Source organism: Streptomyces sp. NPDC002851 (assembly GCF_053591935.1).
On the sequence record NZ_JBSFUT010000052.1, the window covers coordinates 1 to 21,091 of the forward strand.

Below are 21,091 nucleotides of genomic sequence, written 5' to 3' on the forward strand. Positions count from 1 at the left end.
CCGCTCGGCCGGTGGCATCGAGGGGACCGCGGACGACGTGGCCGACTGGCTGGCCGAGTCCCTCCTCGCCCTGCCGATGCGCCAGCACCTGATCGGAGGGGCGGTACCTCCCAGCCCCGTCCGGCGTTTTGGGTGGGAGACCACCGCTCGGCGCACGCCCCCACCTCCCCCACCCCCCCCCCGGAGGGGCGGTACCTCTCAGCCCGTCCCGCGTTTGAGGACGACGCCCTCCCCCAAGCTCTCGGCTTCGCTCGAGCAGGGAGGTACCCCCCCTGGGCGGACATGGGGGTCTGGGGGCTTGCCCCCAGTTACGGGAAGGGGCGGGATAGGGGAAAAGCCCCGGACGAGCCGTCAGCCGCCCATGCGGTCCGCCAGCGCAGCGAGCAACACGACCACGCCCGACGGCCCCGGCACGACCACATCCGCGCGGTCCACCAGATCCGGTACCTCGTCACTACCGCTGCACACCAGGAGCCCCGGCACGCCGTCCGAGCGGAGCTTCTCGACCGCCGCGAAGGCGGGCAGGTCGCCCAGGTCGTCCCCGGCGTAGAGGACCGACTCGGCGCCGACCTCCCGGACGTACCGCTCGAGCGCCACGCCCTTGTCCATGCCCGAGGGCCGCAGCTCCAGGACCATCCGGCCGGGCTCCAGGATCAGGCCGTGCCGGGCGGCGAGCTCGGTGAGCGGGTCGCGCAGCGCCTCGAACGCGGCCTGCGGGTCCTCGGCCCGCCGCGTGTGCACCGCGACCGCGCGCCCCTTCTCCTCGATCCACGTGCCCTTCCAGACGCCCAACTCCTCCAGGAATCCGGGGAGTTCCGAGCGTACGGCGGCGACGCCGGGCGGTGGCTCGGGGGCGCTGACCGTTCCGGAGACGGCGTCCCAGCGCTCGGCGCCGTAGTGCCCGAGGACGACCAGGTGCTCCAGGCCCGGGACGCCCGCGAAGCCGCCACGGCGCACCGCGACCCCGGCCTGACGCCCGGTGACCACGGCCACGGAGGCGACCTTGGGGGCGAGCGCGGCGAGCGCCGGGACGGCGTCCGGGTGCGCCCTGGCCTGCTCCGGGTCGGCCACGATCTCGGCGAGCGTGCCGTCGAAGTCCAGGGCCACGACGGCCCGTTCGGGCCGGGCGAGCAGGGCCGTCAGGCCCTCACGCCCCGCGGGAGTCGACGGCTCCGGCAGTTCGGACGTACGCGTGTGCGGGTGGCTGCCCATGGGGTGACCTTATCCAAGCGGCGTAGCGGCGCACCCATGGCGTACGGGCGCACTGCGGCCGCCGCCCCCCCTCAGCGGCGCTGCCGACGGGCCTGTCGTATGCGGCGGAGCCGGTTGACCGTCACCGGGTCGTGGGCGAGGGCGCGGGGATCGTCCAGGAGGGCGTTCAGGACCTGGTAGTACCGCGCCGGAGACATGCCGAGCCGCTCACGTATCGCCCGCTCCTTCGGCCCGGCCGCGACCGCCCCGCGCCGCTCCAGGGCGAGCACGGCGCGATCACGGTCGGACAGGCCGCCGCGGCCAGGGCCGGAGCCGGGCGCGGGCCCGGGAGTCGTGGCGGTCTCGGCGGCGTCAGCGGTGTCGGTGGTCTCAGCGGCGTCGGACATACGAAAACCCTAGCGACCCCCACTGACAACGCCGCCGGTCGCCAACAGCCCGTCCGGCGAGCGGGGTCTGGGGGCGCAAGCCCCCCGGATGCGGCAACCGACCCGACAGCACGCACGCGTGGTCCGGCAGGTCCGGAAGATGCCCCCGCGGCGCGGCTACTCCGCGCTCTCCGCGGTCACGGCGTCGTTCTGGAGCTCCTGGAGCACCGACTCCGGGCTGCTCGTCTCGGAGACGGCAGCGCCGATCCGCTTCTTCACGGCCGCGCTCACCTTCGCCCAGGACGTCTTGCCCACCGGGTACAGCTCCGAGTGCGGCAGCTCCTCGAGGAACCCGCGCAGGTGCTTGTACTTGGGGTCCTCGGCCATCGCGTCGGCCGCGGACGAGGTCACCGGCAGGATGTCGTACCGCTCGGAGAACGCGAGGACGTTCTTCTCGCTGTAGACGAAGTCGAGGAACTTGCCGATCTCCACGCGGTGCCCGTGCTGCTTGAAGCCCATCATCCAGTCGGCCACGCCCATCGCGGACTTGGCCTTGCCGCGGATGCCGGGCAGCGGCACCATCCCGTACTTCACGCCGCCCTTCTCGGCCTGCTTCATCAGCGTCGGATGGCCGTTGAGCATGCCGACCTCGCCGCGCGAGAAGGCGTCGAAGGCGTCCTGCCGGTTGAGCTTGCCGGGCTCGACCGGGCCGGTCAGGCCCTTGCTGACGAGGTTCTCCTTCAGCCACTCGAAGGTGTGGACGTTCTCCTTCGAGTCGAGGGTGTACGAGCCGACGCTGTCGGTGTAGCCGGAGCCGCCGGAGAGCATCCACATCAGGGTCTCGGCCGGGGCCTCCTCGCGGCCGAGCGGCAGCGCGAACGGGTACTTCACGCCCGCGCCCTTGAGCAGGTCGGCGTCCTCGGCGAGGTCGTCCCAGTCCTTGGGGGTATCGGTGATCCCGGCCTTCCGGAAGAGCTCCTTGTTGTAGAAGAGCAGCCGGGTCGAGGACGCGAACGGCATGCCGTACTGGATCCGCCGCAGCTCACCGGCCTCGGTGAGGGTGGGCAGGAAGTCGGCCTGTACGGGGATGGAGAGCAGGTCGTCCGCGCTGTAGAGCTTGTTCTGGGCGGCGTAGTCGGCGTACGCGCCGATCTGGGCCATGTCGGGGGCGTTGCCCTTCTTGACCATGGCGGCGACCTTGGCGTCGACCTCGTTCCAGGAGTAGACCTTGACGTCGACCTTGATGCCGGGGTTCTTGGCCTCGAAGGCGCGGGTCACCTTGGCCCAGTACTTGGTGGAGCTGTTCGCCGCGTTCTCCCCGTAGTCGGCCGCCACCAGCTTGAGCGTCACATCGTCCGAGCCGACGCTCGTTCCACAGCCGGCGAGAGTTGCCGTCATTCCCAGTGCGGCCACCGCCGCCGTCAGCCCCGTCCGCCTCGGTATGCGCCGCTGCACAGCCGCTTCCCACTCTCATGTGCCAGTTGACTCGTTTGACCAAATGTGGCGCCGAATCAGCACTGAAAGCAGAGTCAGAGCAGTTCGCCCCCCGCGGCGCGCCTGTTGAACGAACGGAGAGTCTCCCCGCGTCCGGACCTAAGGTCTACACCACCGAGATATCACTTCGGCAACGAGGCCGCTGTGAGCCGCCGGGGCGGCCGCGAGTGATCCGATCGGCGCAGGGGCACCATTGCCCACCGCCCCGAGCTGCTGCTAAGCACATCACGTCCTGCCGGAATCCCGGTCTGCCGGTTCGAAAGGTGACGAGGTCCGCATGTCCCGTACCGCAGCAGAAATAGCCACCCAGCCCAGCTGTTGGCGCCGCGCGGCAGCCGCCGCCGACTTCGAGGGGCTGCCACGGCCCGGCGAGCGGGTGGCCGTCACCGGCTGCGGCACGTCCTGGTTCATGGCCCTCGCGTACGCCGCGCTGCGCGAGGCCGCGGGGCAGGGCGAGACCGACGCCTTCGCGTCGTCGGAGTTCCCGAGGGGCCGCTCGTACGACCGCGTGGTGGCGATCACACGCTCGGGCACGACGACGGAGGTCCTCGACCTCCTGTCGGCGGTGCGCGGCGGCACGCCCACGGTGGCCCTGACGGCCGATCCGAAAACCCCTGTGATGGACGCGGCGGACGCGGTGGCGGTGCTCGACTTCGCGGACGAGGAGTCGGTGGTCCAGACCCGCTTCGCGACGACGGCTCTGGCCTTTCTGAGGGCGGGCCTGGGCGACGTATCGGACGTGCTGCCGGGCGTGAAGCCGGTGGCGGAGGCGGCCGTGGACGCGGAGTTGGCGATCACCGAGCCGCTGCCGGAGACGGTCGTGTCGGCGGAACAGTGGACGTTCCTGGGCCGCGGCTGGACGTACGGCCTGGCCCTGGAGGCGGGCCTGAAGATGCGCGAGGCGGCCGGTGCGTGGACCGAGGCGTACCCGGCGATGGAGTACCGCCACGGACCGATCTCGATCACCGGCCCCGGCCGGGTGGCGTGGATGTTCGGCCCGCTCCCGGAGGGCCTCGCCGGGGACGTGGACCGGGTCGGCGGCCATCTGGTCGCGCGCCAGGAGGCCGACCCGATGGCCGAACTGATCCGCGCGCAGCGGCTCGCGGTCGCGCTGGCGGAGGCGAAGGGCTACGACCCGGACCGCCCGCGCAACCTCACGCGGAGCGTGATCCTGACGGGGGTGTGACGGTAGCGCCGAAGAGCAGCCGAATAACAGGGTGACGGGGACCGGTCAGAGGGGGATCATGGACATCGCTATGAGAAGTCCTGGTCCTCACGTCATCCGCGGCTCGGTCGTCCTGCCGGAGGCCGAGCTCATGTGGCGTTTCTCTCGTTCGTCCGGCCCGGGCGGCCAGCACGTCAACACCTCGGACTCGCAAGTGGAGTTGCGGTTCGATCTGGCGAACACCCGGTCGCTGCCGGAGCCCTGGAAGGCCCGCGCCCTGGAACGTCTGGCGCCTCGCCTGGTGGACGGCGTCGTGACGGTACGCGCCTCCGAGCACCGCTCACAGTGGCGCAACCGCGAAATGGCAGCCACCCGCCTGACGGCCCTCCTGGCCGAGGCGACGGCACCCCCGCCCCGCCCCCGCCGCCCGACCAAGATCCCCCGAGGCATCAACGAACGCCGCCTCCGCAACAAGAAGGCCCGCAGCGACGTGAAGCGGGGCCGCTCAGGGCGGGACTGGGGCTAGACCCCCTGGGGGCTCCCTCTGAGGTCTCCCGCTGGGGCCTCCCGCTGGGCAACCAGGAAGATCCACCATGACGAGCACACTCCGCCTGGAGAAGATCACTCCGGACAACATCTACGCCGCACTCGGCATCCGGATCTGCGGCTCGGATTCCGCCCGACGGGCGAGACCGGCGGAGGCCAGACGGTCGGCGAACTACAGCTGCAACCGGACGGCGCCGGTCACTGACCTTGTGTCGAGTTGATCGGGAGTCGCCCGGCCATCGCCCAGCAGGTCGGCGGCGTGGTCGAGCAGGCCCCCCCGCCATGCCCAGCTGAATGCGCCCTCAGAACTACGCCCGTGCCGCCACTCTGAGCAGTGGAATGATCACGGCGCCCACGCTCGCGCCACGTTCGAGGGCGCAGCCGGGATGCCGGGGCCCCGGTTCAGGAAGCGGGGGCGGGTGGGCGGGACAGGACGGCGACCCCACGGAATCCCCGGGCGCCCCGTCTGCGCGCACTCGTCGCCCAACGTGACGAACGGCTAAACGCGGCGCGCCCTTCTGGTTCGTCACCCCGGGATCGAGTGTCAGCGCATACTTGACCCGCAACCGCCCTGAGCTGCATCAATCTCATACATGGGGGCGCACGAGGCGCACTGACCGCCCTTTCTCTGCTTTCGCGCGCCGCCCTTACCGATTACTTAACGTAACTCAAACCTGATACGCATGTGCACGGAGCGTGACGGCAAGTGCTGCCGTCACATCTATGCCACTGCCCACAGGAATGAGGAAGTCATGGCGACCGAGACAGTGACAGCACCGACGTCAGGCACCGAGGCGGCGCAGGAACAGCAGGCGCAGAAGAGCCTCAGCACCGCGGCAGCGCGCAATCTGGCCACGACCACCAAGTCCGAACCCCAGATGCAGGGCATCAGCTCGCGCTGGCTGTCCCGGATGCTGCCGTGGGTGAACGTGCCGGGTGCGACCTACCGGGTCAACCGGCGCATGTCGTACACCCTCGGCGACGGCCGGGTGACCTTCGTGAAGACCGGGTCGAAGGTCCAGGTCGTACCGATGGAGCTGGGTGAGCTGCCGCCGCTGCGCGGGTTCACCGACGACGAGGCGCTCGGCGCGCTGGCCGAGAAGTTCGTGCAGAAGGAGTTCGATCCGGGCCAGATCATCGTGCAGGAGGGCCGCAAGGCCGATCACGTGTACCTCGTGGCGCACGGCAAGGTGGAGAAGGTCGGCGAGGGCCCCTACGGCGACGAGTCGGTGATCGGGCTGCTTGCCGACGGGGACGCCTTCGGCGGGCAGATCATCGCCGGAGGCAGCAAGAAGTGGGAGTTCACGGCGCGCGCGGCGACCCACACCACGGTCCTGACGCTGCCGCTCACGGCGTACAAGGCCGTCGCCGACCAGTACGAGCAGCTGCGCAACCACGTGCAGGGGTTCAGTGCCAACGGACACAAGAAGCTGAACAAGTCCGGTGAGTCCGAGATCGACCTGAGCTCGGGGCATGTGGGCGAGGCGACCCTGTCGCAGACGTTCGCCGACTACGAACTCAAGCCGCGTGAGTACGAGTTGAGCGTCGCGCAGACCGTCCTGCGGGTGCACAGCCGGGTCGCCGACCTCTACAACGAGCCGATGGACCAGACCCAGGAGCAGCTGCGCCTCACGATCCAGGCGTTGCGGGAGCGCCAGGAGTACGAGCTGGTCAACAACAAGGAATTCGGCATGCTCCACAATGCCGATTACGACCAGCGGATCTCCACCTTCGCGGGCCCGCCGAGCCCGGACGACCTGGACGAGCTGCTGAGCATGCGGCGCAGCACCCGCTGCATGTTCGCCCACCCCAAGGCGATCGCCGCCTTCGGCCGGGAGTGCAACAAGCGGGGCATCTACTTCGGTTCGATCGAGATGAACGGGAACCACCTGCCCGCCTGGCGCGGGGTGCCGCTGCTGCCATGCGGCAAGATCCCGGTCAGCAAGCAGGGCACGTCGTCGATCATCGCGATGCGTACCGGCGAGGATGACCAGGGCGTCATCGGCCTGCACCAGACGGGGCTCCCGGACGAGGTCGAGCCGGGCCTGAACGTGCGGTTCATGGGCATCAGCGAGCAGGCGATCATCTCGTACCTGGTCAGCACCTACTACTCGGCGGCGGTACTGGTGCCGGACGCGCTCGGCATCCTGGAGAACGTCGAGGTCACCCGCACGAACGGGAGCTGACGACGGTGTCGTTGATCTCCCGGGTCACCGCACCCGCGGCCGGCCACGATGTGGCGGGGCTGGTACGGGCGCTGCTGTCGGCACAGGCAACGGCGCCCCCTCGGCTCCCCACCGCGGTCGGCGACGCCTCGCGGGGGCCCGCACGCGCCCAGACACCGCGCCCGCCGGACCCCGCGAAGGCGACGCGCGGACCACGACTGCCGTCCGGTCCGACCGGGCTCGGCACGTCTGCGACCAAGATCCCCACCTTGGCGACTACCTCGGTACCGCCGATCCGGACGCCCGCTCCCGAGGTGCGGCCTCCGGCTCCTCAACTGCCCAGCGGGCCCACCGGGTTGGGTACTTCCGGTACCCGCCTGCGGAGCCCGGAGCCACAGCAGGAATCCGCACCGGCGGCCGACCTCACCCGGAAGCTGCACTGCCCGCCCGCCGTCCGCGATGACCGGGCCCTCGGTGAGACCGTCACCGAGCGCCTCGTCGAGTGGGCCGAGGAGGTCGGGATCTACCCCGGCGAGCTCGACCGGGTGCGCAAAGGGGACTTCGGGCGGCTCATCATGCTCGCGCACCCGGAGTCGGACGACCCCGACCGGCTCCTCGCGGCGGCCAAGTGCGCACTCGCCGAGTGGGCCGTCGACGACCATTACGTGGACGGCGAGGTGGAGGAGGCGCGTCCCGAACTCCTCGGGCAGCGCCTGGCGATCGCCCACTCCGTGATCGACCAGGCCCACCTCCCGATGGCGTACGCACCACAGTTGGAGGAGGTCGTCCGCGCGGACCCGGTCGCGCGGGCGCTGCGTTCCAGCCTGGACAACCTCCTTCAGTACGCCAGTGCCGCACAGGTGCGCAGGCTGCGCCACGAACTGGCGATCATGTTCGTGGCGTACAACCAGGAAGGCGTCTGGCTCGCCAAGCAGCAGACGCCGCCGGTCTGGGAGTTCCTGATGCACCGGCACGAGAACAGCTTCATCCCGTGCATGGTCCTCGTCGACGCGGTCGCCGGATACGAGGTGTCACAGGAAGAGTTCTCCGACCCGCGGGTGCGCCGGGCGTTCACCATGGCGGGCTCGGCCGCGGTGATCGTCAACGACCTGTACTCCATGGGCAAGGAGGACCCGACGGACACCAGCCTGCCCCGGCTGATCGCCGCCGAGGACCAGTGCTCCCTCGAGGAGGCGGTCGACCGCACGGTCGAGATCCACAACGAGCTGATGCACACCTTCGAGGCGGAGGCCGCCGCCCTCTCCGCCGTCGGCTCCCCCGAGCTGCGTCGCTTCTTTGCCAGCACGTGGGCCTGGCTCGGCGGCAGCCGTGAATGGCACGCGACCAGCGGCCGCTACCACGGCGACGCCGACGCGGCCTGAGCCGACCTGCCCCGTCGCCCGCCCTCACCCCCTCCGAGTAAGGACCCCCCACTCCATGTCCAAGATCTCCACCAAGATTGAATCGACCGCCGTGGACACCGTGCTGCGCACCGACTACCAGAAGTCGGTCGCGGAGTACTGGAACGCCGAGAAGGACCCGGTCAACATCCGCCTCGGCGAGGTCGACGACCTCTACCACCACCACTACGGCCTCGGCGACTACGACCCATCCGTCCTGGCCGGTCCGGAGCAGACCCGCGACCAGCGCATCATCGAGGAGCTGCACCGCCTGGAGTCCGCCCAGGCCGAGGTGCTCCTCGACCACCTGGGCGACATCGCCGCCAACGACCGGCTCCTCGACGCCGGTTCCGGCCGCGGCGGCTCCAGCATCATGGCCAACGCCCGCTTCGGCTGTTACGTGGACGGCGTGACCATTTCCGAGCAGCAGGCCGCCTTCTCCAACGAGCAGGCCGCCAAGCGGGGCGTGGCCGATAAGGTCCGCTTCCACTTCCGCAACATGCTCGACACCCGTCTCGACACCGGTTCGCGCCGCGCCATCTGGACCAACGAGACGACCATGTACGTCGATCTCTTCGAGCTGTACGGGGAGTTCGCCCGGCTCCTCGAGTACGGCGGCCGCTACGTGTGCATCACCGGCTGCTCCAACGACGTGACCGGCATGCGCTCCAAGGCCGTCGCCAAGATCGACGAGCACTACACCTGCAACATCCACCCCCGCAGCGAGTACTTCAAGGCACTCGCCGCCAACAACCTCGTCCCCATCCAGGTCATCGACCTGACCCCGGACACCATCCCCTACTGGGAACTGCGCGCCAAGTCCTCCGTGGCCACCGGCATCGAGGACCCCTTCCTCACCGCCTACAAGGAGGGCAGCTTCCACTACCTGCTCATCGTGGCCGACCGCATCTGACGGGTCCGATGACGTCCCGGTCGGGGATCGCGGAAGCGGTCTTCGGCCGGGAATTCCGTTGCGGGGTACGGAAGTTCCGGGCTCCGGGCTCCGGGCTCCGGGCTCCGGGCTCCGGGCTCCGGGCTCCGGGCTCCGGGCTCCGGGCTCCGGGCTCCGGGCTCCGGGCTCAGCCCAGGTGACGGTAGCGGCCGCGGAAGTACGTCAGCGGGCCGCCGTCGCCGCTCGGCAGTGCGGCCGTCAGGACGCGGCCGATGACCAGGGTGTGATCGCCCGCCGGGACGCGCTGTTCCGTCTCGCACTCCAGGGTGGCCAGGGCGCCGCCCACCAGAGGTGCGCCGGACGCCTCTCCTCGTACGTACGCGATGTCCTCGAAGAGGAGACGGTCGCTGATCCGGCCCTTCATCGCGAAGCGGCCCGCGATATGGCGCTGGCTCTCGGCGAGCACCGAGACGCCCCAGCGCGGCTGTTCCGCGAGCAGGTCGTCCATGCGGGAGCCCTCGCGCAGACTGACCAGGACCAGGGGCGGGTCGAGGGAGACCGACATGAAGGCCGTAGCGGTCATGCCGACGTCCTCCGGGACCGGGCCGCCCTCGCCGAGTGAGGGTTCGTGCGCGGTCACCAGGACCACGCCCGCGGCAAGCCGGGACATGGCGGCACGGAACTCGTCGTTGCTCACCCCTACAGGATGGGTCTGGGCTTCAGGCTTCAGCACGGTGGACACGTCGAAGACGCTAACCGGGCACCCCCGGCCCCCGCATCGGGCCCCGGTCCGAGCGAAGGCCGTTCAGGTCCTAGGTCCGCAGGCCGAGTTCGGCACCGTAGGACGGAGAAGTTCACCCGGTTTGCGTTCCGGGAACGCCGGCAAAGGCCAGCGGAAACCTCGGGACGAGCGCCGCTCCGCGCCCCATCCCCTCACTCTCCGCTGTGACTTGAGTCACAGGATCCATATTTTGTTGACCCTGTGTACCGAGTGGGCAGCTCGCTGTGATTCAGTGGCGGAGGCCCATCCCACACCAAGAGCGATGCGAATCCTGGAGTTGCTGTCGAAGTCTCGGGGAGAGCGAGCATGGAGACCGAGTCGGAGCCTTATGTCCGTCTTGCGACCCTGCGGCAGCTGCATCAGGTGGTCGCGAACCTGAACACCGCCCGGAGCCTGGCGGACACGCTGCAGACCGTCGCCGACGGCGTGGTGAACGGCCTCGGCTACGAGCTGGCCTGCGTGAACCTCGTACGCCCCGACGGCGACCTGGTCGTCGCCGCCTTCGCCGGAAGCCCGGCGGCCGAAGCCCTGATCACCGGACGGGTCGGCTCCAGAGAGTCCTGGGAACGCCGCCTGAACATGGGCGAGGCCTGGGGCGACCTGCGGTTCATCCCCCACCACGAGGGCTGGGTGCTCGTCGAGGACGACGTGCCGCAGTGGCACACCGACGGCCCCGAGCCCCGGTTCGCCGACGAGTGGCACCCCCTCGACCGGCTCTACGCACCCATGTACACGACCAGCGCGAGCGGCGGCGAGCTCCTCGGCGTCATCTCCGTCGACCGGCCGCGGAACGGCCGCCACCCGGGCGCCTGGGGGCGCGAGGCGCTCCAGATGTACGCATTCCAGGCCGCCATTGCAATCAGTAACGCTCGATTGCGAGCAAACATGCAGCGCGCCCTGGTCCGCCTCGAACGCGAGCAGCAGGCACTGCGGGCCAGCGAGGAGTCCTTCCGGCAGGCCTTCGAGTACGCGCCGAGCGGCATGGCCATCGCCGAAATGGGCGGCGACCAGCACGGACGGATCCTGCGCACCAATGACGCGCTGTGCAGGCTCCTCGGACGGCCCGCCTCCGCCATGCGGCGCTACTCGTTCTCCGATCTCGTGCATCCGGAAGACATCGGGACGCTCCTGCGCACCTCCGCCGAAGGCGGGCGGGCCGAGCTGCGGCTCGGGCGGCGCGATGGAACGTATCTGTGGGTCTCGCTGCGCAACTCCGTGGTCGCGGACGCCGCGGACGGGCCGCGCTTCCTGCTCACGCACGTCGAGGACATCGAGGAGCGCAAGCGCCGCGAGCTCCAGCTCGCCCACCGCGCCTCGCACGACTCCCTCACCGGCCTGCCCAACTCGGCCGAGCTGCGCGCCCGGCTCGGCTCCCGGCTCTGCCGTCGCCCGCAGACGGCGTCGCCGGACGGCTTCGGCACGGTCGACGCGGCCGGAGCCGGGCCGGTCGATGCGGCCTACGGCGGTTCGGCTGCCGCCCACCGCGGTTCGCCGACCTATGACGCGTACGAATCCGTGGAGAACGGCCACGCGTACGAACGGAACGACGGCGACGGACACGGGCAAGGCCACGGCCACAGCCCCGGCGGGTACGACAGCGACGCGCGTAGCCACCGCGCCTCCGCCGCGTACGAGGCCTATGAGGCGTACGACCACCACGTCCACACCGTCGCGCCCGAGGGCGAGACCGACGACGGCACCAAGGGCCTGGCCGTCCTCTTCTGCGACCTCGACGGCTTCAAGTCGATCAACGACCGCTTCGGGCACCACGTCGGCGACGCCGTCCTCGTCGAGGTGGCCCGCCGGCTGACCAGCGGGGTGCGGGACGGGGACACGGTGGCCCGGCTCGGCGGCGACGAGTTCGTGGTGCTCGCGGACGGGCTCGGCCGCGCCGACGCCCAGGATCTCGCGGTGCGCCTGCGGAACGCGATCATCCCGCCGATCCGGGTGGACGGCCGCGCGGTCCGGGTCGGTGCCAGCTTCGGTATCGGCTGGGCCTCCTGCGGCATGTCCGCGGACGAAGTGCTCCAGTCTGCCGACCAACGGATGTACATCGAGAAACGATCTCGTGCAAAACAGCACAGGCGGGCCGGATAACCGCAGGTCAGCGCGGTGAGTGCGACGAAGGCCCGGTGCGTGGCCCGTGGGAACCGGTAGGCTCGCGGGATTGGAGTACGGCCACCTGCACCCGGCCAGCCGTATCAGTACTCGACGTACTCAACCCCGTATGAGGAGTGACCGAGGGATGACCACGCCCGGCAACAACGGCGCGAGCACGCCCGAGGAAGACGACCCGTTCGGCTACCTGTACGCCGACGGGCAGGCGGCGGGCGCCACGCCGCCCGGCGGGGGCACCGGCGGCTACGGCTACCCCGGCCCGCGCTCCTCGTACAACCAGGTCCGCACGGTCGGTGAGCGGCAGTACGGACAGCACGGGCAGCAGCAGCACGGGCAGCAGGCCCAGGCCCGGATTCCGCACCAGAACGCGCACTACGCGGCGCCCGAGACGCTGCCCGGCGGCAGCCAGGGTGACACCACGCGTCAACAGTCGATGACCGCCGACGGCGGCCGGGGCCGGGGGCGCGGTCCCAACACCAAGGGGCTGCTCATCGGCGCGATCGCGGTGGTCGCGGCCGTGGTCGTCGGCATCGGCGTCGCGATACTCGGCAACGGGGGCAACGCCCAGGCGGGCGGCACCGACACCGCGGGCGGCGACAGCGGCGCGTCGGCCGGGCAGAGCCAGGGCTCCGGCGAGGAGAACGCGGACCAGGGCCAGAACCAGGGCTCCGGCGACAAGAAGGTCGAGCTGCCCAAGGAGGACGCGAAGGCGCTGACCCTGGCGGGCGGCACGTCCACGTCCTCCGACATCCCGGGCTCCCGCTCGGGCACGTACGTCCAGGGGCTCAACACGCCCGGCGCATCGGCCACTTGGACCGTGAGCGACATCCCGAAGGACGGCAAGTACACCCTCTATGTGGCGTACGGCGTCCCGGGCAAGGCCGCGACGACGACGCTCACCGTCAACGGCAAGCCCGAGCAGCGCAAGCTGAACATGGACAACTTCGCCAATGCGGCGGAGGGCGACTGGGAAAAGGGCTGGACCAACACCTACGCCCAGATCAACCTCACCAAGGGCACCAACACCCTCAAGATCTCCTGTGAGACCGGGGACCAGTGCGAGGCCAATCTCGACCAGGTGTGGCTGGTGAACGGGTGGCCCAAGAACTAGGGCCCGCCTCTCCCCGGTTCTCTCCGTCTCCGGCTCTCAGGGCCGGTGCGGGCCGACGAGTTCCAGGAAGTGCGCGACCGTCGACGCCATCGCCTCCCGCGCCGCCACCAGGTACTTGCGCGGGTCGACCGTCGACGGGTGGGCCTCGAGGAAGGCGCGCGTGGCGCCCGTGAAGGCCGTGTTGAGGGCCGTACCGACATTGATCTTCACCATGCCGGAGGCGACCGCCCGGCGAATCTCCGCGTCCGGTACGCCACTTGAGCCGTGCAGGACCAACGGCACCGGGACCGCGTTCCGCAGCTCGGCGATCAACGCGTGGTCCAGGGCGGCCGTGCGCTCGGTCATCGCGTGCGCGGAGCCGACGGCTACGGCCAGGGCGTCCACGCCGGTGTCCGCGACGTAGGCGACCGCCTCGGCCGGGTCCGTGCGCACCCCGGGCGCGTGCGCGTCCAGCGGCGGCTCACCCTCCTTGCCGCCGACCTTGCCGAGCTCCGCCTCCAGCCAGATGCCGCGCTGATGGGCCCAACGGGCCGCGTCCGCCGTGGCCTTGACGTTCTCGCCGTACGGCAGTCTCGAGGCGTCGAACATCACCGAGCCGAAGCCCTCCGCGTGCGCGGCGCGCAGCAGCCCGACGGACTCGACATGGTCGAGGTGCAGCGCGAGGTGCGCCTCGGACGCGCGGGCCACGGCGGCGACCGCGGCGGCCAGCGGGGTGAGGCGGCCGCCGTGGAACTTCACGGCGTTCTCGGAGATCTGCAGGACGGCGGGGCGGCCGGAGTGCTCGGCTCCGGTGGCGATGGCCTCGGCGTGTTCGAGGGTGATGACGTTGAAGGCGGCCAGGCCGTGGCCTGCGGTTTTCGCCTCCGCGATGAGTTCACCGGTGGTGACGAGTGTCATGGTGCCCCTGCCCCTCTCTCGTCGGGCCGTTGCCCGGTTCGTCTTCTCCCCACTGAGGGCTGCGCCCCCAGACCCCTGCCTTATCGCGCTGAAGAACGCGCTCGTCCTCAAGCGCCGGACGGGCTGATCGGGCTGACCTCGACCCGATCGAGAAGGTCCTCGTACGCCGTGCCGTCGAACTCGCCCGCCGTGGGCGCCAGAACCGTCGCCGCCGAGAGGGCGGCCGCCCGGGTCAGGCGGTCCGTCCACGGTGCCGACTCCGCGAGGCCCGACAGGAGGCCCGCCACCGCCGAGTCGCCCGCGCCCGTCGGGTTGCCGCGGACCGGGGTCGGCAGGCCCGCCCGCCAGTCGCCGTCCGGGGTGGCCGCGAGCAGGCCGCGCGGGCCGAGCGAGGCCACGACGGTGTGCGCGCCGCGGCGGCGGGCATCGCGGGTGGCGCGCAACGGCTCGTGGGAGCCGGTGAGTTCGGCCAGCTCGTCGGCGTTGGGCTTGACCAGGTCGGGGCGGGCGGCGATGCCGCGACGCAGCGGTTCGCCGCTGGTGTCCAGGAGCACCGGCACGTCGGCCGCGCGGGCGGCGCGGATCAGCTGGGCGTACGCGCCGACGGGCACGCCGGGCGGCAGGCTGCCGCACAGGGCCACGGCCTCGGCGCCGCGCAGGAGTTCGGCGTACGCGCCGAGGAAGTCGGTCCACTCGGCGGGCTCGATCAGCGGGCCCGGTTCGTTGAGCTGAGTGGTGTCGCCGGTGGTGGCGTCGACGACGGCGACGGTACGGCGGGTGGCGCCGGAGACGGTGAGCAGCGCGTCCCGCACGCCGGGTATCGCGGCCAGATGGTCGCGCAGGGCCCGGCCGGTGCCGCCGCCCGCGAATCCGGTGACGGTCACGTCGTGGCCGAGGGAGGCGAGCACCCGGGCGACGTTGAGGCCCTTGCCGCCGGGGCGTTCGGTGACCTCGGTGACGCGGTGCGAGGTGTGGGGGGTGAGGCGCGGGACGCGGTAGGTGAGGTCGAGGGCGGTGTTCAGTGTGACCGTGAGGATCACGGTGACCACCCCCGGACTCCGTCGTCGTGCGTGCTCCTGCGCGGATCTGCGCGTGTGGGCGTGCGGTTGTGTGCGCGCCGGGGGCGATCATGCCAAAGAGAAGGCGGTTGGCCCAGAGGTCCGGGCCAACCGCCTGCTCAACTCCGTACGACTCCCGTACGGCCGCGGATGAGCAAATCAACCAAGGCGGGCGGCATCGGGCGCAACCACCCACTCGCCCTTGCGCATCACTCCGACCAGAGCGAACTCGGCGTCCAGAACGACGAGATCGGCGTCCTTGCCGGGCTCGAGCGAGCCGACGCGGTCGTAGATGCCGAGCAGCTTGGCCGGGTTGGCGGAGATGGCGCGGACGATGTCCTCGACCGGGAGCTTGTCCACGGTGGCGGCGCGCTGGAAGGCGCGGTCGAGGGTGAGCGTGGAGCCCGCGATGGAACCGGCGCCGCCGTCGGCGGTGACGAGCCGCGCCACGCTGTCCTTCACCTCGACCTCGAGCGGGCCGAGCATGTACCGGCCGTCGCCGAAACCGGCCGCGTCCATGGCGTCGGTGATCAGGGCGACGCGGTCGGGGCCCGCGTGGTGGAAGGCCAACTGGAAGGCGGCGGCGTGCAGATGCGTACCATCGTTGATCAACTCGACCGTCACGCGCTCGTCTTCGAGGAGCGCGGCGATCGGGCCGGGGGCGCGGTGGCCGAGGCCGGGCATCGCGTTGTAGAGGTGCGTGGCCACGGTGGCGCCCGCGTCGATGGCGGCCCTCGTCTGCTCGTACGTCGCGTCGGTGTGGCCGATCGCGGCGATCACACCGTGCTCGGCGAGCAGGCGTACGGAGTCCAGGCCGCCGGGGAGCTCGGTGGCGAGGGTCATCATCCGTGCGGTGCCGCGAGCGGCGTCGATCAGCTTGCGGACCTCGGACGGATCAGGGTGGCGGAGCAGCTCCTCGCTGTGCGCGCCCTTGCGGCACGGCGCGATGAACGGGCCCTCGAAGTGGATGCCCGCCAGGTCGCCCTGCTCGACCAGCTCGGAGAGGAAACCGGCCCGGTGCGCGAGGAAGTCCATCTCGCCGGTGACGGTGGAGGCGACGAGCGTGGTGGTGCCGTGCTCGCGGTGGGTGCGCACGCCGGTGAGCACGTCCTCGGCGGTGCCCGAGGTGAAGGAGGCGCCGCCGCCACCGTGATTGTGGATGTCCACGAAGCCGGGGACGATCCAGTGCCCGGAGAAGTCGAGGGCGGGGGTCCCGGCGGGGGCGTGCCCGGCGATCCGGCCCGACGCGTCGACGATGACCCGGCCGTCGGGAACGGTTCCGGTCGGCAGCACCACCCGGGCGCCGGTGAGTACCTTGCGTGCGGCCATCAGGTGGTTACCTCCGTGGGGCGGGGTCGGGGTGGGGGTCAGGGGCGGGGTCCGGGGTGGTTCGGGAGGACGGGGCGGTTTCTTCGGGGGCCGGTGCGGGGGCGGGGTCCGGTGTGGATCGGAGGGACGGGGCAGGTTCTTCGAGGACTGGTTCGGGGGCCGGTTCGGGGGCGCGGTCCGGGGTGGTTCGCAAGGACGGGACGGATTCCTCGGGGGCCGGTGCGGAGCCGGGCTCCGGGGTGGATCGGGAGGACGGGACGGATTCCTCGGGGGCCGGTGCGGAGCCGGGCTCCGGGGTGGATCGGGAAGGCGGGACGGATTCCTCGGGGGCCGGTGCGGAGCCGGGCTCCGGGGTGGTTCGCGAGGACGGGACGGCGGCGGTTCGTGCGGACGGTGGTGGGGCGTTGACGGTGTGGCCGACGAGGTCCCAGGCGAGCAGGCCCGCGCCCAGGCAGCCGGCGGTGTCCCCGAGCGCGGCGGGGACGATCTCGGGCTGCCGCTGGAAGGTGATGCGCTCCGCGACGGCGGCCCGCAGCGGTGTGAACAAGGTTTCCCCGGCTTCGGCCAGTCCGCCACCGATGATCAGGGTGCGCGGGTCGAGAAGGGTGACCGCGGTGAGCAGCCCGTCGGCCAGCGCGCCCACGGCCTCCCGCCACACGGCGGCGGCCCGTGGATCGCCCGCGTCCACGGCCTTGGCGCAGTCCGCCGCGTCCGCCCCGGGGTCGTCGCTCGCTTCGGCCCAGGCGGCGGTGACGGCCGAGGCGGAGGCGAGCCGCTCCAGGCAACCGCGCTGGCCGCAGCCGCAGGGCGGCCCGTCGGGGCGTACGACGACATGACCGATCTCGCCCGCGCTTCCGTGCGCCCCGGGCTCGATCCGCCCGCCGATGCCGATGGCTCCGGCGATGCCTGTGCCCAGCGGCACGAACAGAAACCGGTCGGCGTCCCGGCCCGCGCCGAGCCGCCCCTCCGCGAGGCCGCCGGTACGCACATCGTGGCCGAGCGCCACCGGAACGCCGCCGAGCCGCTTGCTGAGCAGCTCGCGCAGGGGCAGGTCGCGCCAGCCGAGGTTGGCGGCGAAGACCGCGATGCCACGCTCGGCGTCGACGATCCCGGGGACCGCCACGCCCGCCGCCGCGGCGCTCTCGCCGTACTCCCGCTCGCCGTGGGCGCGCAGGTCGGCGGCGAAGCCGAGGATGCCGTCGACGACGGCGTCGGGGCCGCGGTCCCGGCCGGTGGGTCGCCGGGCCTCGTGCAGCAGGGTGCCGTCCGCGGCGACCAGGGCGGCCTTCATCCCGGTGCCGCCCACGTCAAGGGCGATGACATGTCTCACCCGGACAGTGTGGCGGGCGGCGCGGGAAAGGTCTAGTCCACTTCCGGGGCCTTGGGTCCTTGCGCTCGAGGTCTTGGGTTCTTGCGTTCGGGGCCTTGGGGCCTTGGCTCGGAGCCTTGGGTCCTTGGCTCGGAGTCTTGGGTCCTTGGCTCGGGGCCTTGGGTCCATGCGCAGAACCGGGAACCGGGAACCGAAGGTCCCCCGGCGGCGTTAATGCCGGTGACGGTAGCTTCGTCTCGGACGGAGCCGGAGCTCCCGCAAGAAGTGCGGGAGCCCAACTCCGCACGCACGCATGTATCTAGGGGAAAGGGACTTCCATGGCTGTAAGCCTGTCCAAGGGCGGCAACGTCTCGCTGACCAAGGAGGCACCGGGCCTGACCGCCGTCACCGTGGGCCTCGGCTGGGACGTCCGCACCACTACGGGCACCGACTTCGACCTCGACGCCTCCGCGATCGCGGTCAAGGCCGACGGCAAGGTCTTCACCGACGGCCACTTCGTCTTCTTCAACAACAAGCAGTCGCCGGACCAGACCATCGTCCACACCGGTGACAACCGCTCCGGCGAGGGCGAGGGCGACGACGAGGCGATCAACGTCAACCTGGCGGGCCTGCCCGCCGACGTCGACAAGGTCGTCTTCCCGGTCTCCATCTACGACGCGGAGTCCCGCTCGCAGAACTTCGGCCAGGTGCGCAACGCGTACATCCGCATCATCAACCAGGCCGGCGGCACCGAGATCGCCCGCTACGACCTGAGCGAGGACGCCGCCACGGAGACCGCGATGGTCTTCGGCGAGCTCTACCGCAACGGCGCGGAGTGGAAGTTCCGCGCCGTCGGCCAGGGCTACGCCTCCGGCCTCGCGGGCATCGCCCAGGACTTCGGCGTCAACATCTGAGCCGACCTCCCACCGCGGCACGCGGGCCCCTGGCCGACCGGCTGGGGGCCCGCGCCTTTGCGCAATGGCCCACGGTTCTGCCCCGGGGCCCCGCCTGCCCCGTTGCACCAGGGACCGTCTCGTTGCGCCAGGGCCCCGCCCCTGCGCACCAGGAACCCTCCGTTGCCGCCCGCCGCGAGGCTCTGTCGGCACAGGGCCTACGCTGCCGGGATGATCCTCGAACCGCTCGCCCTGGACGACGATGGCACGCTGCCCCGCTCGGTGCTCACCGAGATCACCGGCGTGTACGCCTCCAACCCGGAGTTCTTCGCGCTCAGCGGGGACTTTCCCGACCCCGAGCACATCACCGAGGCGCAGGTCGTGCGGGCCCTCGCGGACGAGCTCGCGCACCCCTCGGCCGAGGTGCTGCTCGCCCGCGTGGACGGTGAGCTGGTCGGGCTCGCCATCGCGCTCGGCGAGCACCCGGACCCGGCGGACCCGGACCCTTGGATCGGCCTGCTGCTCGTCCACGGAAGCCGTCAACGGGCCGGACTGGGACGGGAGTTGGCGGGACTCGTCGAGGACCGGTTCCGGGCCGCGGGGCGGCAAGCAGTGCGTCTGGCCATCCTGGAGGGGAACGACCAGGCCGGGTGGTTCTGGACCCGGCTCGGCTACGCGCTGGTCGGCGAGGGCGAGGACCTGGAGCGGCAGCGGCCCTGCTCGCTGATGCTCAAGGAGCTCTGACCCGACCCCGGTCGCCCGGCCTGCGGCCATCTGCCGTAATAATCACCTCCTTTACGTCGCTGCATTCAGGTACGCCGCTGCGTGCACGGAACGACCGGAGGCCGCCCCGTTGACCCCGATCCATGACTTCGCCACCTGGGAGCCACTGCTGAGGCTCCTTCAGTCCGGCAACGCGGAGCACCTCACCGGCTCGGGCAGCCCGCTGGCGGGGCAGATCGGCCGCGGCTCGTGGAGCCTGCCGATCCAGCGGCACTTCCCACCGCCCGGCCAGGCCGCCCAGGTCGACGACATGCGGGCCGAGTTCGACGCGGTGCAGCGGGTGCAGAGCGCACTCGCGGACACCGGCGCCGACAGCATCTCGTTCACGGCGGAGCTCTCCCCCTCCGGCAGGGCCGTGCTCCACCTGCTCCATCCCGGCCAGGCCGTGGAGCCCGGCATCGGCCGCCCGCACCCGGGCGCGCTCGTCCTGGTCGAGAACGCCGTCCCCGAACCCTGGCGCCGACTGCCCGACCCCATACCTGGGGCGGGACCGGCCCCGTCGGCGGACCCGGCCGCGCTGGAACGGGTGCTGCGCGAGCGGCTCCCCGACGCCATCGGCGCCACCGAGACGGACATCGCCGCCGTGGAGACGCGCCTCGGCATCGCGCTGCCCGACGAACTCAAGGCGCTCTACCGAGTGACCCGGGCCCGGTGGGAGGACTGGGGCGACGACTACGACGCGGCGGAACGCGTCTGTATGGCGGTCGGCTGCGAACTCCTCTCCTTGGACGGGCTGTACATCGCCGACACGTCGTCCCGCCCGTCCCCCTGGTCGCACGCGGCCACGGAGGCGTCCGTCACCGCGCCCGACGCCGCGGTGCAGGACCTGGTCGGCTCACCCGGCTGGATCGTGTTCGGCGACACCGGCGGGGGCGACCGGCTCGCGGTCGACCTGACACCGGGCCCGCACGGCCACACCGGGCAGGTCATCGTGCTCGACCACGAGCAGAGCGTCGGCGCCGAACTGATCGCCGACTCCCTCACCGACCTCGTACTGAACCAGAGCCCGAAGGAACGCCCCGGCCGCGGCTGGAACCAGCCACCCGCCGTGGCTCACGTCAACATCCGGAGCCTGCCCGACGTCCAGTCCGCCGCCCACCCCGGCCTGGAGGTCCTCTGCATCGGGGTATGGGAAGGTACGCCGCTCAGCCTCGCCCCCGTCGCCGGGCTACCCCGCCTCCGGACCCTCACCGCCTACCCCGGGACGCTCGCCGACCCACTGGAGATCGCCGAACTGCCCCTGGAGTTCCTGGAGCTCGGCCCGGAGGAGTGGCGCGTTCTCCTCGACGCCGGAGCCGTCCCGCGCAGCCTGTCGGCCGCGGCCATCACCGTGCACGGCAACCCGCCCCTGCTCCCGATCGTGGACCTCGCCAACGAACTCCTCGCCCTCTGGCACCGCCCCCTGATCACCCGAACCGTCCTCGAAGGCCACCTCGGCCCCGTGACGTAATCGGCCTACGAGTCAGCGACTTTGCGGACACAGCCGAGGCGCCTAGCCGGTCGGCCAACGGTCCAAGGCCGGTTTCGGCCCCGGGGTCCGTAGCCCATCGGCCAACGGTCCAAGCCCGGTCGA

The 21,091-nt window shown here is 71.4% G+C and carries 18 protein-coding genes and 1 pseudogene; 11 read left to right on the forward strand and 8 right to left on the reverse strand.

Annotated elements, in window-relative coordinates:
- Positions 1–351: 351 nt before the first annotated feature.
- From otsB to ACWD10_RS34910, 3 genes are all read right to left on the reverse strand, one after another.
- Positions 352–1,212, reverse strand: a complete 861-nt coding sequence (gene otsB / locus ACWD10_RS34900; RefSeq protein ID WP_451097706.1) for a trehalose-phosphatase — start codon at positions 1,210–1,212, stop codon at positions 352–354.
- Positions 1,213–1,283: 71 nt separating this feature from the next.
- Entirely contained in the window at positions 1,284–1,598 is a 315-nt protein-coding gene (locus tag ACWD10_RS34905; protein WP_451097707.1) for a DUF3263 domain-containing protein, read from the reverse strand.
- A gap of 156 nt (positions 1,599–1,754) precedes the next feature.
- The gene (locus ACWD10_RS34910) at positions 1,755–2,975 is read right to left on the reverse strand and encodes an extracellular solute-binding protein (RefSeq protein WP_451097708.1); all 1,221 of its coding nucleotides are present in this window, start codon (positions 2,973–2,975) and stop codon (positions 1,755–1,757) included.
- Between the two features lie 373 nt (positions 2,976–3,348).
- Between ACWD10_RS34910 and ACWD10_RS34915 the strand changes: the two genes are divergently transcribed.
- The 6 genes from ACWD10_RS34915 (at position 3,349) to ACWD10_RS34940 (ending at position 9,260) form a co-directional block, all read left to right on the forward strand.
- A complete protein-coding gene (locus ACWD10_RS34915; RefSeq protein WP_451097709.1) occupies positions 3,349–4,257 on the forward strand; it encodes an SIS domain-containing protein in 909 nt (302 codons plus the stop codon).
- A gap of 58 nt (positions 4,258–4,315) precedes the next feature.
- Entirely contained in the window at positions 4,316–4,762 is a 447-nt protein-coding gene (gene arfB / locus ACWD10_RS34920) for an alternative ribosome rescue aminoacyl-tRNA hydrolase ArfB (protein WP_451097710.1), read from the forward strand.
- Between the two features lie 67 nt (positions 4,763–4,829).
- The gene (locus ACWD10_RS34925; RefSeq protein ID WP_451097711.1) at positions 4,830–5,003 is read left to right on the forward strand and encodes a hypothetical protein; all 174 of its coding nucleotides are present in this window, start codon (positions 4,830–4,832) and stop codon (positions 5,001–5,003) included.
- 531 nt (positions 5,004–5,534) lie between these two features.
- Complete coding sequence (locus ACWD10_RS34930) at positions 5,535–6,968, forward strand: family 2B encapsulin nanocompartment shell protein (RefSeq protein ID WP_451097712.1); 1,434 nt, start codon at positions 5,535–5,537, stop codon at positions 6,966–6,968.
- A gap of 5 nt (positions 6,969–6,973) precedes the next feature.
- Positions 6,974–8,329, forward strand: a complete 1,356-nt coding sequence (locus ACWD10_RS34935; protein ID WP_451097713.1) for a family 2 encapsulin nanocompartment cargo protein terpene cyclase — start codon at positions 6,974–6,976, stop codon at positions 8,327–8,329.
- Between the two features lie 55 nt (positions 8,330–8,384).
- On the forward strand, positions 8,385–9,260 hold the full coding sequence (locus ACWD10_RS34940) for a geranyl diphosphate 2-C-methyltransferase (protein ID WP_451097714.1): 876 nt from the start codon (positions 8,385–8,387) through the stop codon (positions 9,258–9,260).
- A 166-nt stretch (positions 9,261–9,426) separates the two neighbouring features.
- Here ACWD10_RS34940 and ACWD10_RS34945 read toward each other — a convergent pair whose 3' ends face one another.
- Positions 9,427–9,936 carry a flavin reductase family protein gene (locus ACWD10_RS34945; protein ID WP_451097715.1) on the reverse strand — a complete coding sequence of 170 codons (510 nt, stop codon included), beginning with the start codon at positions 9,934–9,936 and terminating at the stop codon, positions 9,427–9,429.
- 390 nt (positions 9,937–10,326) lie between these two features.
- Here ACWD10_RS34945 and cdgB point away from each other — a divergent pair, with 390 nt between their 5' ends.
- Positions 10,327–12,117 carry a diguanylate cyclase CdgB gene (gene cdgB, locus ACWD10_RS34950; RefSeq protein ID WP_451097716.1) on the forward strand — a complete coding sequence of 597 codons (1,791 nt, stop codon included), beginning with the start codon at positions 10,327–10,329 and terminating at the stop codon, positions 12,115–12,117.
- Between the two features lie 148 nt (positions 12,118–12,265).
- Positions 12,266–13,249, forward strand: a complete 984-nt coding sequence (locus tag ACWD10_RS34955; protein WP_451097717.1) for a carbohydrate-binding protein — start codon at positions 12,266–12,268, stop codon at positions 13,247–13,249.
- Positions 13,250–13,285: 36 nt separating this feature from the next.
- Here the strand turns inward: ACWD10_RS34955 and ACWD10_RS34960 are convergent, their stop codons facing one another.
- The 4 genes and pseudogenes from ACWD10_RS34960 to ACWD10_RS34975 all read right to left on the reverse strand — a co-directional run.
- Positions 13,286–14,146, reverse strand: coding sequence for a class II fructose-bisphosphate aldolase (locus ACWD10_RS34960; protein WP_451097718.1), 861 nt, complete (start codon positions 14,144–14,146; stop codon positions 13,286–13,288).
- 107 nt (positions 14,147–14,253) lie between these two features.
- Positions 14,254–15,186: a 1-phosphofructokinase family hexose kinase gene (locus tag ACWD10_RS34965; RefSeq protein ID WP_451097743.1), complete on the reverse strand. Its 933-nt coding sequence runs from the start codon at positions 15,184–15,186 to the stop codon at positions 14,254–14,256.
- Between the two features lie 177 nt (positions 15,187–15,363).
- Positions 15,364–16,533, reverse strand: a complete 1,170-nt coding sequence (nagA, locus tag ACWD10_RS34970) for an N-acetylglucosamine-6-phosphate deacetylase (protein WP_451097719.1) — start codon at positions 16,531–16,533, stop codon at positions 15,364–15,366.
- Positions 16,534–16,933: 400 nt separating this feature from the next.
- A pseudogene (locus ACWD10_RS34975) lies at positions 16,934–17,863 on the reverse strand (ROK family protein); the annotation flags it as partial.
- A gap of 317 nt (positions 17,864–18,180) precedes the next feature.
- On the opposite strand from ACWD10_RS34975, the gene ACWD10_RS34980 reads away from it, so the two are divergent.
- The 3 genes from ACWD10_RS34980 to ACWD10_RS34990 all read left to right on the forward strand — a co-directional run bounded on the left by ACWD10_RS34980 (position 18,181) and on the right by ACWD10_RS34990 (position 20,968).
- Positions 18,181–18,756: a TerD family protein gene (locus ACWD10_RS34980; RefSeq protein ID WP_451097720.1), complete on the forward strand. Its 576-nt coding sequence runs from the start codon at positions 18,181–18,183 to the stop codon at positions 18,754–18,756.
- A 210-nt stretch (positions 18,757–18,966) separates the two neighbouring features.
- Positions 18,967–19,479 (forward strand): GNAT family N-acetyltransferase, encoded by a 513-nt coding sequence (locus tag ACWD10_RS34985; RefSeq protein WP_451097721.1) that lies wholly within the window; start codon positions 18,967–18,969, stop codon positions 19,477–19,479.
- 109 nt (positions 19,480–19,588) lie between these two features.
- Entirely contained in the window at positions 19,589–20,968 is a 1,380-nt protein-coding gene (locus ACWD10_RS34990; RefSeq protein ID WP_451097722.1) for an SMI1/KNR4 family protein, read from the forward strand.
- Positions 20,969–21,091: the final 123 nt, after the last annotated feature.

Excerpts from the sequence above, each read along its gene's own strand:
- ACWD10_RS34930 (WP_451097712.1), top strand. The coding sequence starts at position 5,535 with ATGGCGACCGAGACAGTGACAGCACCGACGTCAGGCACCGAGGCGGCG.
- ACWD10_RS34955 (WP_451097717.1), top strand. The coding sequence starts at position 12,266 with ATGACCACGCCCGGCAACAACGGCGCGAGCACGCCCGAGGAAGACGAC.
- ACWD10_RS34980 (WP_451097720.1), top strand. The coding sequence starts at position 18,181 with ATGGCTGTAAGCCTGTCCAAGGGCGGCAACGTCTCGCTGACCAAGGAG.
- ACWD10_RS34915 (WP_451097709.1), top strand. The coding sequence starts at position 3,349 with ATGTCCCGTACCGCAGCAGAAATAGCCACCCAGCCCAGCTGTTGGCGC.
- otsB (WP_451097706.1), bottom strand. The coding sequence starts at position 1,212 with ATGGGCAGCCACCCGCACACGCGTACGTCCGAACTGCCGGAGCCGTCG.
- ACWD10_RS34910 (WP_451097708.1), bottom strand. The coding sequence starts at position 2,975 with ATGACGGCAACTCTCGCCGGCTGTGGAACGAGCGTCGGCTCGGACGAT.
- ACWD10_RS34940 (WP_451097714.1), top strand. The coding sequence starts at position 8,385 with ATGTCCAAGATCTCCACCAAGATTGAATCGACCGCCGTGGACACCGTG.
- ACWD10_RS34960 (WP_451097718.1), bottom strand. The coding sequence starts at position 14,146 with ATGACACTCGTCACCACCGGTGAACTCATCGCGGAGGCGAAAACCGCA.
- ACWD10_RS34925 (WP_451097711.1), top strand. The coding sequence starts at position 4,830 with ATGACGAGCACACTCCGCCTGGAGAAGATCACTCCGGACAACATCTAC.
- ACWD10_RS34985 (WP_451097721.1), top strand. The coding sequence starts at position 18,967 with ATGATCCTCGAACCGCTCGCCCTGGACGACGATGGCACGCTGCCCCGC.
- ACWD10_RS34905 (WP_451097707.1), bottom strand. The coding sequence starts at position 1,598 with ATGTCCGACGCCGCTGAGACCACCGACACCGCTGACGCCGCCGAGACC.
- arfB (WP_451097710.1), top strand. The coding sequence starts at position 4,316 with ATGGACATCGCTATGAGAAGTCCTGGTCCTCACGTCATCCGCGGCTCG.
- cdgB (WP_451097716.1), top strand. The coding sequence starts at position 10,327 with ATGGAGACCGAGTCGGAGCCTTATGTCCGTCTTGCGACCCTGCGGCAG.
- nagA (WP_451097719.1), bottom strand. The coding sequence starts at position 16,533 with ATGGCCGCACGCAAGGTACTCACCGGCGCCCGGGTGGTGCTGCCGACC.